The sequence below is a fragment of the Pseudomonas sp. SWRI51 genome (assembly GCF_014268825.1).
Taxonomy (GTDB): Bacteria; Pseudomonadota; Gammaproteobacteria; order Pseudomonadales; family Pseudomonadaceae; genus Aquipseudomonas; species Aquipseudomonas farsensis.
Genome location: NZ_JABWRG010000048.1, coordinates 1 through 13,694, shown reverse-complemented (window position 1 = coordinate 13,694; position 13,694 = coordinate 1). Strand labels below are relative to the sequence as shown.

Below are 13,694 nucleotides of genomic sequence, written 5' to 3'. Positions count from 1 at the left end.
AGCCCCGGCCCCTCAACGCGACTTGTAGACGTCTTTGTAACGCGTGGTGGCGGCGGTATGGCCCTGGTAGTCCTGCACGTCGTGGTACAGCACCACGGTGTCGGTCATCTGCGAAATCGGCAGAATCGCGCCCACCTGGGTGTCCAGGGTCTGCTGGATCTGCTGGTACTGGGCCATTTGACGGGCTTTGTCAGGCTCGACCTCAGCCTGCTCGATCAGGCTGTTCAGCTCCGGGCTGTAGAACGAGGTGCGCCAGCCCTGGAAGTTGCTCAGCTTGGCTTCGTCGCGGTTGTCCGGGTTGTACACCAGGGTGCGCAGGCTCGAATGCGGATGGCGCTCGGCCCCGCCGCCGCCACGCCCGACCAGCATGTCGAAGCTGCGTTCGCGCATGGCGCCGTAGATCTGGTTGCCGGTGCCAGTAACGATGGTGGCCTGGATGCCGGCCTGGGCCAGGGTCGATTGCAGGCTGGAGGCAATATTGATGAACGGCGGCTCTGTGAGCACGCGAATGGTGGTCTTGAAACCGTTCGGGTAGCCGGCCTCAGCCAGCAGTTTTTTCGCCTCGGCGACGTTCAGCGTGTAACCCGGGTCATCCAGGCGCGCCGGCAGGCCAAGCGGCAGCGGGCGCTGGTTGAGCTGGCCATAGTGCGGCATCACGGTTTGGTTGATGCCTTGATAGTCGATCAGCGAGCGCACGGCCTTGCGCACCCGCACATCGTCATAGGGCTTGTTCTTTACGCTCAGCGCCACGTAATACAAGGTGCCGCGCTGTACAGTCTGGGTGCGAACGTTGTCTGACTTCTCCAGCGCTTCGATATCGGGCGCCGACATGCCCTTGGCCAGGTCCAGGTCGCCGCGCTCGACCATCAGGCGCAGCGACTGCGACTCGGTCATGTTGCGCATGACGATGCGCTTGAGCTTGGCCGGGCCGCCCCAGTAGCCGTCGAAACGGTTCATCAGGATGACGTCGTTGGCGCGCCAGTCCTTGAGGATGAACGGCCCGCTGCCGGCGGCGTGGGTGGTTAGCCAGGCGCCGCCCATGTCATCGCCCTTCTGGTGCTGCTGCACCACTTTGCGGTCGAGGATGAACGCGCTCGGCGAGGTGGCCAGGGTGTTGAGCACCAGTTGCGGGTCGGTTGGGCGCGGCAGCTCGACCACGAAGGTGTGCTCGTCGACGGCGCGCAGGGTTTGCGCGGCGTTGCCTGCGGTGAAGCCGTAGGCTTTCCAGGTCGAAGCCAGGGCCAGGTTGAGCTTGAGCACACGCTGCAGCGACCAGGCGACGTCTTCGGCAGTCAGCGGGTTCCCGGACTGGAACTTGACGCCCTGGCGCAGCTTGAAGGTCAAGGTCTTGCGGTCGTCGCTGACCTGCCAGCTTTCGGCCAGCGCCGGCACCAGCTTGTCGGGCTGGCGCACGTCCTGCACCAGCAGCATGTCGTAGAGGTTGGCATTGACCTCCGAGACATCCAGCCCGGTAGCGGCAGCCGGGTCCAGGGACAACAGGTTGATCATGCTCATGCCGACGATCAGCTGGTCGGCCGGGGTTTTGGCGAATGCAGCAGGGACCGGGGCCAGCGCCAGCGATGCGGCCAGGACCCCCGCCCAGACTGTGGGAAGAACGCTCATGTGAGATAGCCTTTTTATAGTTATTGGACTCTCGGGCGGTGCGCGAACCCGCGCACCGCCATGACACGAATCAGAAGCTCTGCAGCGTATTGGTCTCGACGTAGTCGAAGTCGATGTCTTCACCCAGGCCCGGCAGGCTCGACAGGTGAACGAAACCGTCCTGGTCCATCGGGTCGACCAGGCGCTTGAGGTAGGCCGGCACCTCGTCGTAGTCGAGGAATGGGTGCAACAGGCCGCGCTCGTACCAGGTGCAGTTCTTGATGGCGCCGACCACGGCAAGGTTCGCCGCCCCGTTGCCGTGGATTTCGCAGTCCATGCCGAATGATTCGGCCATGTGCGCAACCTTCAGGCACGGCGCGATACCCCCCACCCCGGCCACCCCGGCACGCAGGATATCGCAGACATCGTTCTTCACCCAGCTGGCCCGGCTCAGGTGCTTGCCACCCAGGCTTTCCGGGCCCAGCACCGGGATATCCAGCTGGCCGGCAAGCCAGGCGTAGCTCTCGGCGGAGTCTTCCATCATGGGTTCTTCGAACCAGGCGAAGTCGAGCTTTTCCAGGGCTCGGCCGATGGTCAGCGCTTCGGTGCGGCTGTACCAGTGGTAGCCGTCGATCATCAGTGCGATGTCCGGGCCAACCGCCTCGCGCACTGCGGCGCAGGCCTTGATATCCATGGCCACGCTTGGGGCGAACGACACCGGCGGCATCCAGGTGTGCAGCTTGATGGCTTTATAGCCGCGCTTGACCAGGGTTTCGGCGAAGCGGCCGTATTCCTCAGGGGTAGACAGCCCGCCCGGCAGCTCATCGCCGCACATGGTGGAACCATAGGCCGGCACCTTATCGCGGTAGCCGCCAATCAACTTGTACACCGGCACGCCGAGCTTGCGCCCGGCCCAGTCCCACAGCGCCTGCTCCACCAGCGCCAGGGCGCGGTCGGTGAGCTGGCTGGCGCTGCCACGCTGCCAGTGCGCCAGGTCATGCCAGATTTTTTCGCGGTCGAAGGCGTTGGCGCCAACCAGTACCTTGCGCACGAAGTTGTCGAGGACATAGGGGCGGATCAGTTCGGGGGCGCCCAACGCGTAGCCTTCGTGGCCGCATTCGGTACGGATGCGCAGCAGCGCCATCTTGGCCTGGGTCACGTCGCCGGGGTGGGCATGGCCGGCGCTGTCTACGGCGCGGCGTGTGGGGTAGGAAAAAATCTGCACGTTTACAGCGGTGATGATCATGGACGTCTGTGCCTTCTTATTGGATTTGTGGCGGGGGAGTCACGCTCTGGGAAGAATCCTACGTCATCATACAACTTTTGAAAAGCACCTCTTTAAAACTGATTTAAAGGCCGGATTTTGGTGCTATCCCACGCTCAACACCAACAACCACCAGACGACAACGCCCTCTAAATGCCTATTCTAGAGCCATCAACAGAAGTGATCAGACAACATTCAAAGAAATCGTAGACAGCCGCAAAGTCGTACGATAACTTATTCGAAAAATCACGGAGCGACCTCACCCACACCGATACCCTTCGCCACACGCCTCATAACGTCCTCAACAAAAACAAAAAAAGAAGATCGCATGAACAACACACTCCGCCGCCTCATTGCCGTCAGTACGCTCGGCCTGTCCTTCTACGCTTGCGCAGACTCGGCCAGCATCAACTACCGACACGGTTTTACCGAAGACGACAGCATTCACTCCGACCGCATCAAGCTCAATTACCGCAAGGATAATGGGCTGGGCTTTGCCGCCGAGATCAAATACAAGACTGCCGGCGACCGGGAAGACGTCGCGTACGACAACATTGTCAACAATGGCCATGAATTCACTGTGGACTACAACTACAAGTTGAGCCCCAAGTCGACGCTGACCCCCGCCTTCCAGATGGACAGCTCCAAGGATGCGACCACTTACAAGTTCGGCCTGAAGTACAACTACAAGATCAGCGACACCTGGTACGTCGCCACCCGCGTGCGCCACGACGCGCGTAGCCTGGACCGCGACCAGATCGACCGCAGCAAAGATGACCGCGCCAAGGACAACCAGAACACTACGCGCCTGGAAGGCTGGCTCGGCTATACCCCCAAAGGCCCTTGGGCCTTCGAGTATCAGTACATCTACTTCGATACCGACTATATCCGCTACGACAACAAGAAAAGCGACTACGAGCAGAACTTGATCGTCAAGTACAAGCTCAACAAAGCATGGGCGCCGTTCATGGAAGTGGGGGATATCAAAGTCAACTCCACCACCGATGACCGCCAGGCTCGCTGGCGTATCGGGGTGCAGTACAACTTCATGTAAGCCACCGTCACCGGGCAACTTGAAACGTGCCCGGTGTTGTTCTTTCAATTAATGACAAGGTTTTACCGTGCCCCAGACTCCCACTGCAAAACCCTTCAACTGCCTGCTGCTGACTGGCGCTGCCGGCGGCCTTGGGCAAATTCTGCGTGAAGCGTTGCAGGCCCACGCCAATGTGGTGCGCGCCTCTGACATCAGCGCCATGGCGCCACCTGCCGGCGACCATGAACAAGTCATCAGCTGCAACCTGGCCGACAAGGCCGGCGTGCTGGCACTGGCAGAAGGCGTGGATGCCATCGTGCACCTGGGCGGGATCTCCACCGAGCGTGCGTTCGAAGAGATTCTGCAGGCCAATATCGTCGGCACTTTCCATATCTATGAAGCCGCGCGCAAACACGGCATCAAGCGCGTGGTCTTCGCAAGCTCCAACCACGTCACCGGGTTCTACCCGCAGGACGAACTGGTCGACGCCCACTCCCCGCGCCGCCCGGACTGCTACTACGGGCTGTCGAAGGCCTACGGCGAGGACCTGGCGACCTTCTATTACCACCGCTATGGCATCGAAACCGTGAGTTTGCGCATCGGCTCCTCGTTCCCCGCCCCGCGCAACCTGCGCATGTTGTCGACCTGGCTCAGCTATGCCGACCTCGCTCACCTGGTGGAGCGCGCCCTGCTGGCCGAAGACGTTGGCCACACCGTGGTCTATGGCGTGTCGGCCAACCGCGACCTGTGGTGGAGCAACCGCTACGCAGCCCACCTTGGCTTCAACCCACAGGACAGCTCGGAGCGTTTTCGCACCCAGCTCGAGCAACAGCCCCAGGCTGCCGCCGACGACGCCACCGCCCGCCTGCAAGGCGGCGCCTTCACTGCTGCCGGCCCGTTCGGCGACTGACCACAAGGAGCACCCGATGAACGCCGAACTGATCATCAATGCCCGTAATGCCACGGGCGAGAGCCCGGTATGGCAGCCACAGGAAAACGCCCTGTACTGGGTCGACATCCCGGCCGGACGTCTGCATCGCTGGCAGTTGGACGGTCATTTCAGCTACTGGACTGCCGATGAAATGCTCGGCTGCATTGCGCGCAGCCCGGAGGGGCACTGGCTGGGAGCCCAGCAAAGCGGAATTTTCAAACTCACGCCGCAAGCCGACGGGCGCCTGCACGCCGAGAAACGCGCGGGTGTGAACCACGCGCTGCCCGGTATGCGCTTCAACGACGGGCGTTGCGACCGGCAAGGGCGTTTCTGGGCCGGGACAATGCAAACCAGCATGGGGGTCGAGCAAGCAGGTGCAATGTATCGCCATGAGCAAGGCGTGGCTGGCGCCGTGCCAATGCTGCAGGCACAGCTAACCGGGCTTACGGTCCCCAATGGCCTGGCATTCAGCCCGGATGGCAGAACCATGTACCTGAGTGACTCGCACCCCAACGTGCAATTGATCTGGGCGTTCGACTATGACATCGACAGCGGCACCCCACACAATCGCCGGGTGTTCGTCGATATGAACGCGCACCCCGGCCGGCCGGACGGGGCGGCAGTGGATGCCGAGGGCTGTTACTGGATCTGCGCCATCGACTCGGGCCAGGTGCTGCGCTTTACCCCCGAGGGGAAGCTGGACCGGGCGCTGGAATTGCCGGTGAAGAAGCCAACCATGTGTGCGTTTGGTGGGCCGCAGCTCGACACGCTGTTTGTGACCTCGATTCGCCCTCAAGGGGTGGATCTGCGGGATCAGCCATTGGCAGGCGGGGTGTTTGCATTGAACCCTGGTGTCAAAGGGCTGCCGGAGCCGATGGTACGGGGCTGAAACCACCAGCGACGCGGTGTAGGAGCGGCCTTGTGTCGCGAAAGGGCTGCGTAGCAGCCCCAAGATCTCACCCTCTCGCACAATCACCGGGGCTGCTGCGCAGCCCTTTCGCGACACAAGGCCGCTCCTACACCCTGACCGCGTGCGCAGCGGGCAGAATCAAAATCTATACAAATATCTTTCTCTGTATAGCTTTCCGCTAAGCCGTGCGCTATACCTGTACAACAATCAAGCGTTGTACAGGCCTAAAGCATGTCCACCTACCTGCAAACCTTCGCCGAACGCTTCGCCACCCTCGACGCGAATAACCTCGACCGGCTGGCCGAGATATACAGCGACGACATCACCTTCCGCGACCCACTGCACCGGCTCAGCGGCCTCCCTGCCCTGCACCAATATTTCGCCGAGCTTTACGCCAACGCCCGCGATATCAGCTACCAGTTCGAAGGCGCTGACGAAATCGCCCCCGGCCACGGCTACCTGCGCTGGACCTTGCGGTTTAGCCATCCGCGGCTAAATAGCGGGCGCGCGATCAGCGTGCAAGGCTGCAGCCACCTGCAGTGGCGCGAGCGCGTGTATTTTCACCAGGACTACTACGACGCCGGCGCCTTGCTGTACGAGCATGTGCCAGTGATGGGCAGCGCCATTCGCTGGCTCAAAGGCAGGCTGGCATGAGCCGCTGCTGGCTGACCGGCGCCAGCAGCGGTATCGGCGCGGCACTGGCGCTCCTGCTGCTGGAACAGGGCCATCACGTCGCACTCAGCGCACGCCGGGCCAAGCCGCTGCTGGACCTGGCCGCACGCTATCCGGAGCAGGTGCTGCTGGCCGTCGGCGATATCGATGACCCGCAGCAAGTCGCCGCCATCACCGAGCATATTCGAGAGCAATGGGGCGCGCTGGACCTGATGGTGCTCAATGCCGGCACCTGCGAATACTTCGAACCCGGCCAGCTCGATACCGCGCTGCTGGAGCGGGTGCTGCGCACCAACCTGTTCGGTGCCAGCCACTGCATCGCTGCCGCCCTGCCGCTGTTGCGGGCAGGCCAGCGGCCGCACCTGGCGGTCACCAGCAGTTCGGTGACCTGGCTCGCGCTGCAACGCGCCGGCGCCTACGGTGCGTCCAAGGCGGCGCTGCGCTATCTGCTGGAGTCGCTGCGCATCGACCTGATCAAGGAAGGCATCGACGTCACCCTGATCAACCCAGGCTTCGTCGATACGCCACTGACACAGCGCAACGACTTCGCCATGCCGCAACTGTGGAGCGCCGAGCGCGCCGCCCGGCACATCGCCGCGCGCCTGCAGCGGCGACCGCTGGAAATCAACTTCCCGGCCCTGTTCACCTTGGTATTGCGCCTGCTTGGCGCGCTGCCGGGGCGCTGGCGGCTGAAACTGGGCCAGCGTCTGGCCCGCAATTCCCAGGAATAAACCATGCGTATCGCCATTATCGGCAGCGGCATCGCCGGCCTGACCTGCGCTCACCTGCTGTCACGTAAGCATGAAGTCACTGTGTTCGAGGCCGACGCGCGCATCGGTGGCCACACCCACACCGTCAAGGTGCAGGTGCGCGGCCAGGCCTATGCGGTCGACACCGGTTTCATCGTCTACAACGACTGGACCTACCCGAACTTCATTCGCCTGCTCGACCAGCTCAAGGTGCCTACGCGGCCAACCGAAATGAGCTTTTCGGTGCACGACCCGCGCAGCGGCCTGGAATACAACGGCCACAACCTCGACACCCTGTTCGCCCAGCGCAGCAACCTGCTCAGCCCGGCGTTCTGGGGCATGCTGCGCGACATCCTGCGTTTCAACCGCCAGGTGATCGAAGACCTCGACAACCAACGCATCAGCCCTGACGCAACCCTTGGCAGCTACCTGCTGGCGCAGGGTTACGGCAAGCGCTTCATCGACCACTACATCCTGCCCATGGGCGCGGCGATCTGGTCCATGGCGCCGCTCGGCATGCTCGGTTTCCCGTTGCAGTTCTTCGTGCGGTTCTGCCGTAACCACGGCTTGTTGTCGGTCAACCAACGCCCGCAATGGCGGGTGATCGAGGGCGGTTCGAGCAGCTACATCGAGCCGCTGTGCAAGCCTTTTGCAGAGCGCATCCGCCTGTCATGCCCGGTGCGCCGGGTGAGCCGTGATGAAGGCGGCGTCACCCTCGACAGCGCCGCAGGCAGCGAACGTTTCGACAGCGTGGTGTTCGCCTGCCACAGCGACCAGGCGCTGGCTTTGCTGGAGGCGCCCAGCGCCCAGGAGCGTGGGGTGCTCGGCGCACTGCAGTACGCCGCCAACGATGTGGTGCTACACACCGATACACGCCTGCTGCCAAAGCGGCGAAAGGCCTGGGCCAGCTGGAACTACCGCCTGGGCGGCAGCGATGAGGCACCCGCCGCGCTGACCTACAACATGAACATCCTGCAAGGCATCGAGGCGCCGGTGACCTTCTGCGTCAGCCTCAACCAGACCGCGCAGATAGACCCGGCGCAAATCCTCGCCCGCTTCGAATACGCACACCCCCAGTACAGCTTGCCGGCCCTCGCCGCCCAGGCCCGCCACGCCGAGTTGCAAGGCCAGCAACACAGCTACTACTGCGGCGCTTACTGGGGCAATGGTTTCCATGAAGACGGCGTGCTTAGTGCCCTGCAAGTGGCCGAGCATTTTGGGGAACAGCTGTGAACAGCAGCCTGTGCCACGGCTGGGTCAGCCATCAGCGCCTGACACCCCGCCCCCACGCCTTCCGTTACCGCACCGGCATGCTGTACCTGCACCTGGACGAGTGGCCTGCGCTGTTGCGCCTGTCGCGCTGCCTGGGGCGCTCGCGCTGGGCGCCGATGAGCCTGCGTGAACGCGACTACCTGCCGGCCCTGACTGGCAGCGGCACAAGCCTGGCCGACGCCGCGCGGCAACTGGTGGCCGAGGCCACCGGGCAAGCCTGCGAAGGCGCCGTGCACCTGCTGACCCAGCCGCGCTGCTGGGGCTTGTCGTTCAACCCGGTGAGCTTCTACTTCTGCCACGACCTGCACGGCCAGCTTTCGGCGATTCTGCTGGAGGTGCGCAACACGCCGTGGCGCGAGCGTTTTCACTATGTGCTGCCGGTGCAGGGCAACCTGGACCAGCCGTTCGCCATGGCCAAGGCGTTCCACGTTTCGCCGTTTCTGCCTGTGGACATGCAGTACCGCCTGCGCTTCGCCCTCGAAGGGCCGCACGTGCGCATCCAGATGCAGAACTGGCGCGACGGCGCGAAGGTGTTCCAGGCCGACCTGGCACTGCAACGCCAGCCGCTGGACCGCACGGCACTGCACAGGCATGTGCTGGCATTTCCCTGGGCCAGCCTGCGCACCGTTTCGGCCATTTACTGGCAGGCCCTGCGCCTGCTGCTCAAACGTACTCCCGTGCACGACCACACCCCGACCCAGGGCAACCTGGCGCTGGGCCACCCCGCAAACGAGGAACTCGACAATGCCCAACAACACCCTGAGCGTTAGCAAGTCGGCAGGCCTGAGCCCGTTGCTCGGCGGGCTGGGCCGAAGCGCCGTCATCGCTCAGCTCAAACGCTTGCGCCATGGCCACCTGCGCCTGCTTTGCCAGGGCGAAACCCTGAGCTTCGGCGACGCCGCAAGCCCACTGCAAGCCGAGGTGCAGGTGCTGGACGACGCGCTGTGGGGGCTGGTGGCCAGCAACGGCTCCATCGGTGCCGGCGAGGCGTATATCCACGGCTACTGGCACAGCCCGGACCTGGGCGCGGTGACCCGGCTGTTCGTCGCCAACCTCGATGTGCTCGATGCCATGGAAGGCGGCCTGGCCCGCCTGGGGCGCCCGGCGCTGCGCCTGCTGCACGGGTTCAACCGCAACAGCCAGCGTGGCTCGCGGCGCAATATCCTTGCCCATTACGACCTGGGCAACGCGCTGTTCGAGCGCCTGCTCGACCCGACCATGATGTACTCGGCAGCGCAGTTCGAAAGCGCCGAGCAAAGCCTTGAACACGCGCAACTGAACAAGCTGCAGCGCATCTGCGAAAAGCTTGAACTCAAGCCCGAGGACCACCTGATAGAAATCGGCACCGGCTGGGGCAGCCTGGCCATCCATGCCGCCAGCCAATTCGGCTGCCGGGTGACCACCACGACGCTTTCGCAGGCGCAGTACACGCACACCTTGGCGCGGGTCGAGGCGCTGGGCCTTGAGCAGCGCATCACCGTGCTGTGCGAGGACTACCGCAATTTGCAGGGGCGCTTCGACAAGCTGGTATCGATCGAGATGATCGAGGCCGTTGGCCACCGCTACCTGCCGACCTACTTCCGCCAATGTGCAGCGTTGCTCAAGGATGACGGGCTGATGCTGATCCAGGCCATCACCATCCGCGATCAACGCTATGCCCAGGCGCGTCGCTCGGTGGATTTCATCCAGCGCTACATCTTCCCAGGTGGCGCCCTGCCCTCGCTGAGCGTGCTGCTGGACACCGCCAGCCGCCAGACCGAGCTGAACCTGGTGCACCTGGAAGACTTCGGCCAGGACTACGCGCGCACCCTGCGCCATTGGCGCGACAACCTGCGCACGGCGCGCACGGCGCTGACCGAGCTTGGCTACGACGACAGCTTCCAGCGGCTGTGGGAGTTCTACCTGTGTTATTGCCAGGGCGGTTTTGAAGAGCGTGCCATCGGCGTTGCGCAGTTACTGTGGGCCGCGCCACACGCTCGCCGCGCTGCGCTGCCGGGTGCATAAGCGTGGGCCGGGCATGGCTGGTCGGCAATGCGCTGTGGCTGCAAGCCGGCTGGTGGGCCTGCGTGCTCGGGGCGCGTACACCGGCCTGGTTGCTGGTGATTCCTGTCGGCCTGGCACTGCACCTGTGGCTGTGCCCGGCCCCCCGCGAAGAGGTGTGGGCGCTGCTACGCGTGGCGTTGCTGGGGTGTATTGCCGATAGCCTGCTCGGGCTGCTGGGGGTGTTCGTATTCGAGGCCTGGCCGCTGCCGCTGTGGCTGGCATTGATGTGGCTGGTGCTTGCCTGCGGCATGCGCCACAGCCTGGCCTGGGCCGGCCGCGTGCCGTGGTGCGGCGCGCTGGCGGGGTTGGTGGGTGGGCCATTGGCCTACCTGGCCGGCGCGCGCCTGGCAGGGGTTGAGTTGCCGCTGGGGGCGATGGGCACCGGCTTGCTGCTGGCGCCTTTGTGGGCGCTGGGGTTGCCTTGGCTGGCGAAGGTGGGGTCTGGTCGCGAATGTGGGAGCGGGCTTGCCGCGCGATAGCATCACTCTGGCTGCTGGCCGAATCGCGGGGCAAGCCCGCTCCCACGCTGCCTAGTACTCTCCCACAAAATCAAGAGCTACCAAGTACCTGTAGGAACACGCTAGGGCATACGCCGCATGAACAACGTCACCTGCCCTACCTCCACCCCCAGCTTGCGCATGCTCGACCGGTTGATAAGCGTGTCTTGATCGACCAGGTACATCCAATCATCCAGGTCTATCGCCCAATGCCGGCCATCCACCACCAGGTCCAACTGGTATGCCCAGCGCAGCGCATTGCCGGCAAGCTCGCCACGCGCCTCGCCGATCACGTCGCCGGCCGTCCCGCGCCAGCGCTTGGGCCCGTCCGGGGTCAGCGTCCAGGTGCGCTGCTGGCGGGTGCCGTCGCTGTAGACAAACTGCTCATCAAGGATCAACCGCTCGCCTTCACGGCGGCTGTCGATGCGCACATGGAAGCGCTTGACCACCTCGCCCGAGCGCTTCTGCACCATGCCCCACGCCTGCACCGGTTGCGAGAAGAACGCCGCCAGGTCCAGCGTCGGCTGCTCGGCGGCGTAGCGCTCCACCCCCACGTTGCCGCAACTGCCCAGCAACAGGCAGCCGATGATCAGCAAAGCCTTGTACATGTTCAACCTCCTGAGTTGTCTGCACCCAGCCCGAGCAAGCGCTGGCGCAGTTGGGGATCACGGGCTCGCGGGTCGAGCCAGATCGCGAAAAAGGCACGGGCAAAGGCGGCGTCCGCCACTTCGTGGCGCAGCACACCGTCGACATAGAAGCGGCAGCCCTGGCCCGGCAGGTAGAGCCCGGTCACCCGCATGCCCGCTTGCACATCGACGAACGCGGCGCGCATCGCCTGCGCCCAACGCTGTTCGGTAGCCGCCGGCAGCGGCGTTTCGGCCAGGCGGCGCATTTCCTCAAGGCTGGCCTTCACCAGCGTGTCGCGGGAAAGCGCCCGGTGATAGATAAGCTCCAGCGCGAACGGCTGCTCCCAGCCCTGCACCGCATTGGCGCTCCACAAGCGCGCGGTGTACAGGCGCATGCCGAACCAGGTGAATTCGCCGGCCCCGACCTGCCGCGCACCTGGCAACGCCGGCTGCCACTGCGCCATGGCGGGTGATAGGTGAGCCAGCAGCATGATCAGGCTGAACACGGCGATGAGAGAGGTGCGCTTGGCCATGGCTGAATACCGAAACACCGTGAATGTTGTACAAGTATATTTGCATGTACAGATTTTGCGGGGCAGCCGTCGGAAACTATCTGCATCCAGTGTCCGACCGCGCTCTATCTGGCGGATGCAAAGGTCGCTAGCATGCTGCGCCCTTCTACCGCCAAGGAAAGCCACCCGTATGCGCCCGCCCCGCCTCTACCTGTTCGCCCTGCTTGCCGCTACTGCCTCGTCAGCATTTGCCAGCGACTACGCCGCTATCGAACGCCAATGCCGCGAAGAGATGGGGCAGTTGAATAACAGCGTGGTGATGGGTTGCGCCGAGCAGGCGTCGGATGCAGCCAGAAAAGACATGAACCGGGTGTATCAGAAGACCTACCTGGCGCTGCGCAAACTGGGCGAGGAAGATGCAGCCGGCTTCGAAGCCGCGCAGAAAGCCTGGCTGCAATACCGCGAGGCCTGGTGTGACAGCCAGTCGCGGTCCATTGGTACGCCGTACTTCAGCATTTGCCGGATGAACCTGAACATTGCGCGGGTGGCGGAGCTGGAGGCGTTCTACGGGCAGGTGCCGGGGCAATAAGACCGCGTTACTGCAGGCCGGCTCGGGCCACCGGCGCCTTTACTGCTGCTGGAAAGCCATGCTTGCTCGCCGCCCATGCAACCAACAGTGTCGCGACCAGCAGAACCAGCAGAACCAGCAGAGCTGCGGGGAACGCGGTAACGCAATACCCCGCCGATCAGGCCGCCACCGGCAATCGCCAGGTTCCAGGCAGTGACCAGCATTGACTTCGCCACATCTGCCGCCTGGCGTGCCGCGTTGGCCATCTAGCAAACACCTGGCGTCGAAACTGCGCGTGTTCATCGACTCTATGGTCGAAACGGTTTTCGCCCAACGGCACCTTTAGAGCCAACGCCTGACTTGGCTGCAGTACTGCGTGAAATCCGCTCCGAACAGGCGGCCCAGGGCTCGCTCTTCAGGCCCGATCTGAAAGCGGTTCATGTAGACCACGAAGCCCAGCACCCCCAGCAACCCTGGCGGCCAGGCGAGATAGATCGACCAGGCCGTCAGGGCTGTCGCAAAGCCCAGGTACATGGGGTTGCGTGTGTATCGGTAGACGCCCGAGCGGACCAGCGCCGAGGCGGTTTTCGGCTTAAGTGGGTTGACCGTGGTATGTGCGCGACGGAACGAAATCAGCCCCGCCAGGCAAATTGCGGCGCCCGCGAATAACACCACCAGCGAGAGGCCAATCCGCCACTCTACAGCCAGATCCAAGGTACCCGGCAGGGAGCTCGCAGCGAGCCAGATCAGCAGGCCGAACAAGGTAGCGACCAGCGGCGGAGGGATGCGGTTGTCCATGGTCAATTCCCTTTAGCGATGAACGTTGAGGAACTGTGAGGGCTGTAGCCACTTCAGGGTCAAGCTGTTTGAAGCGAAGGGTGCCCCCCCAAAACTCGGCGTGTGAGATCACCCAGCCCTTCCGTGCTGCACTGCCGCGCAGAGAACTGCGCAACGTGGGAGCGGGCTTGCCCCGCGATGCGATGTTGGCAGTGCTATCGCTATCGCGGGGCAAGCC

The 13,694-nt window shown here is 63.7% G+C and carries 15 protein-coding genes and 1 pseudogene; 10 read left to right on the top strand and 6 right to left on the bottom strand.

What is annotated here, in order from left to right; all coding sequences use genetic code 11:
* Window positions 1-12: 12 nt before the first annotated feature.
* Entirely contained in the window at window positions 13-1,623 is a 1,611-nt protein-coding gene (locus tag HU720_RS15005; RefSeq protein ID WP_186520713.1) for an ABC transporter substrate-binding protein, read from the bottom strand.
* 70 nt (window positions 1,624-1,693) lie between these two features.
* Window positions 1,694-2,848, bottom strand: coding sequence for a mandelate racemase family protein (locus HU720_RS15000; protein WP_186520712.1), 1,155 nt, complete (start codon window positions 2,846-2,848; stop codon window positions 1,694-1,696).
* Window positions 2,849-3,194: 346 nt separating this feature from the next.
* Here HU720_RS15000 and HU720_RS14995 point away from each other — a divergent pair, with 346 nt between their 5' ends.
* The 9 genes from HU720_RS14995 (at window position 3,195) to HU720_RS14955 (ending at window position 10,955) form a co-directional block, all read left to right on the top strand.
* Window positions 3,195-3,920: an oligogalacturonate-specific porin KdgM family protein gene (locus tag HU720_RS14995; RefSeq protein ID WP_186520711.1), complete on the top strand. Its 726-nt coding sequence runs from the start codon at window positions 3,195-3,197 to the stop codon at window positions 3,918-3,920.
* Window positions 3,921-3,987: 67 nt separating this feature from the next.
* Window positions 3,988-4,809, top strand: coding sequence for an NAD(P)-dependent oxidoreductase (locus tag HU720_RS14990; protein ID WP_186520710.1), 822 nt, complete (start codon window positions 3,988-3,990; stop codon window positions 4,807-4,809).
* Window positions 4,810-4,825: 16 nt separating this feature from the next.
* Window positions 4,826-5,719, top strand: coding sequence for an SMP-30/gluconolactonase/LRE family protein (locus tag HU720_RS14985; RefSeq protein WP_186520709.1), 894 nt, complete (start codon window positions 4,826-4,828; stop codon window positions 5,717-5,719).
* A 252-nt stretch (window positions 5,720-5,971) separates the two neighbouring features.
* Window positions 5,972-6,394 carry a nuclear transport factor 2 family protein gene (locus tag HU720_RS14980; RefSeq protein WP_186520708.1) on the top strand — a complete coding sequence of 141 codons (423 nt, stop codon included), beginning with the start codon at window positions 5,972-5,974 and terminating at the stop codon, window positions 6,392-6,394.
* The gene (locus HU720_RS14975) at window positions 6,391-7,143 is read left to right on the top strand and encodes an SDR family NAD(P)-dependent oxidoreductase (protein WP_186520707.1); all 753 of its coding nucleotides are present in this window, start codon (window positions 6,391-6,393) and stop codon (window positions 7,141-7,143) included. Before HU720_RS14980 ends, HU720_RS14975 begins: the two co-directional genes overlap by 4 nt.
* Before the next feature lie 3 nt (window positions 7,144-7,146).
* The gene (locus HU720_RS14970; protein ID WP_186520706.1) at window positions 7,147-8,394 is read left to right on the top strand and encodes an FAD-dependent oxidoreductase; all 1,248 of its coding nucleotides are present in this window, start codon (window positions 7,147-7,149) and stop codon (window positions 8,392-8,394) included.
* Window positions 8,391-9,203 (top strand): DUF1365 family protein, encoded by an 813-nt coding sequence (locus HU720_RS14965; RefSeq protein WP_186520705.1) that lies wholly within the window; start codon window positions 8,391-8,393, stop codon window positions 9,201-9,203. The genes HU720_RS14970 and HU720_RS14965 overlap by 4 nt, the downstream gene beginning before the upstream one ends.
* Window positions 9,178-10,437 carry a cyclopropane-fatty-acyl-phospholipid synthase family protein gene (locus HU720_RS14960; protein WP_186520704.1) on the top strand — a complete coding sequence of 420 codons (1,260 nt, stop codon included), beginning with the start codon at window positions 9,178-9,180 and terminating at the stop codon, window positions 10,435-10,437. The genes HU720_RS14965 and HU720_RS14960 overlap by 26 nt, the downstream gene beginning before the upstream one ends.
* A gap of 2 nt (window positions 10,438-10,439) precedes the next feature.
* Complete coding sequence (locus HU720_RS14955; protein ID WP_186520703.1) at window positions 10,440-10,955, top strand: DUF2878 family protein; 516 nt, start codon at window positions 10,440-10,442, stop codon at window positions 10,953-10,955.
* Between the two features lie 101 nt (window positions 10,956-11,056).
* Here the strand turns inward: HU720_RS14955 and HU720_RS14950 are convergent, their stop codons facing one another.
* Both HU720_RS14950 and HU720_RS14945 read right to left on the bottom strand, forming a co-directional pair.
* The gene (locus HU720_RS14950; protein WP_186520702.1) at window positions 11,057-11,581 is read right to left on the bottom strand and encodes a DUF3833 domain-containing protein; all 525 of its coding nucleotides are present in this window, start codon (window positions 11,579-11,581) and stop codon (window positions 11,057-11,059) included.
* 2 nt (window positions 11,582-11,583) lie between these two features.
* Window positions 11,584-12,132: a chalcone isomerase family protein gene (locus tag HU720_RS14945; RefSeq protein ID WP_186520701.1), complete on the bottom strand. Its 549-nt coding sequence runs from the start codon at window positions 12,130-12,132 to the stop codon at window positions 11,584-11,586.
* Between the two features lie 169 nt (window positions 12,133-12,301).
* On the opposite strand from HU720_RS14945, the gene HU720_RS14940 reads away from it, so the two are divergent.
* Complete coding sequence (locus HU720_RS14940; protein WP_202883580.1) at window positions 12,302-12,700, top strand: lysozyme inhibitor LprI family protein; 399 nt, start codon at window positions 12,302-12,304, stop codon at window positions 12,698-12,700.
* A 7-nt stretch (window positions 12,701-12,707) separates the two neighbouring features.
* On the opposite strand, the pseudogene HU720_RS24365 reads toward HU720_RS14940, so the two are convergent.
* Both HU720_RS24365 and HU720_RS14935 read right to left on the bottom strand, forming a co-directional pair.
* Window positions 12,708-12,945, bottom strand: a pseudogene (locus tag HU720_RS24365) (MFS transporter); the annotation flags it as partial.
* A gap of 76 nt (window positions 12,946-13,021) precedes the next feature.
* Window positions 13,022-13,477: an isoprenylcysteine carboxylmethyltransferase family protein gene (locus tag HU720_RS14935; protein WP_186520700.1), complete on the bottom strand. Its 456-nt coding sequence runs from the start codon at window positions 13,475-13,477 to the stop codon at window positions 13,022-13,024.
* Between the last annotated feature and the right edge of the window lie 217 nt (window positions 13,478-13,694).

Excerpts from the sequence above, each read along its gene's own strand:
- HU720_RS14940 (WP_202883580.1), top strand. The coding sequence starts at position 12,302 with ATGCGCCCGCCCCGCCTCTACCTGTTCGCCCTGCTTGCCGCTACTGCC.
- HU720_RS14980 (WP_186520708.1), top strand. The coding sequence starts at position 5,972 with ATGTCCACCTACCTGCAAACCTTCGCCGAACGCTTCGCCACCCTCGAC.
- HU720_RS14995 (WP_186520711.1), top strand. The coding sequence starts at position 3,195 with ATGAACAACACACTCCGCCGCCTCATTGCCGTCAGTACGCTCGGCCTG.
- HU720_RS14975 (WP_186520707.1), top strand. The coding sequence starts at position 6,391 with ATGAGCCGCTGCTGGCTGACCGGCGCCAGCAGCGGTATCGGCGCGGCA.
- HU720_RS14935 (WP_186520700.1), bottom strand. The coding sequence starts at position 13,477 with ATGGACAACCGCATCCCTCCGCCGCTGGTCGCTACCTTGTTCGGCCTG.
- HU720_RS15005 (WP_186520713.1), bottom strand. The coding sequence starts at position 1,623 with ATGAGCGTTCTTCCCACAGTCTGGGCGGGGGTCCTGGCCGCATCGCTG.
- HU720_RS14985 (WP_186520709.1), top strand. The coding sequence starts at position 4,826 with ATGAACGCCGAACTGATCATCAATGCCCGTAATGCCACGGGCGAGAGC.
- HU720_RS15000 (WP_186520712.1), bottom strand. The coding sequence starts at position 2,848 with ATGATCATCACCGCTGTAAACGTGCAGATTTTTTCCTACCCCACACGC.
- HU720_RS14950 (WP_186520702.1), bottom strand. The coding sequence starts at position 11,581 with ATGTACAAGGCTTTGCTGATCATCGGCTGCCTGTTGCTGGGCAGTTGC.
- HU720_RS14945 (WP_186520701.1), bottom strand. The coding sequence starts at position 12,132 with ATGGCCAAGCGCACCTCTCTCATCGCCGTGTTCAGCCTGATCATGCTG.
- HU720_RS14970 (WP_186520706.1), top strand. The coding sequence starts at position 7,147 with ATGCGTATCGCCATTATCGGCAGCGGCATCGCCGGCCTGACCTGCGCT.
- HU720_RS14960 (WP_186520704.1), top strand. The coding sequence starts at position 9,178 with ATGCCCAACAACACCCTGAGCGTTAGCAAGTCGGCAGGCCTGAGCCCG.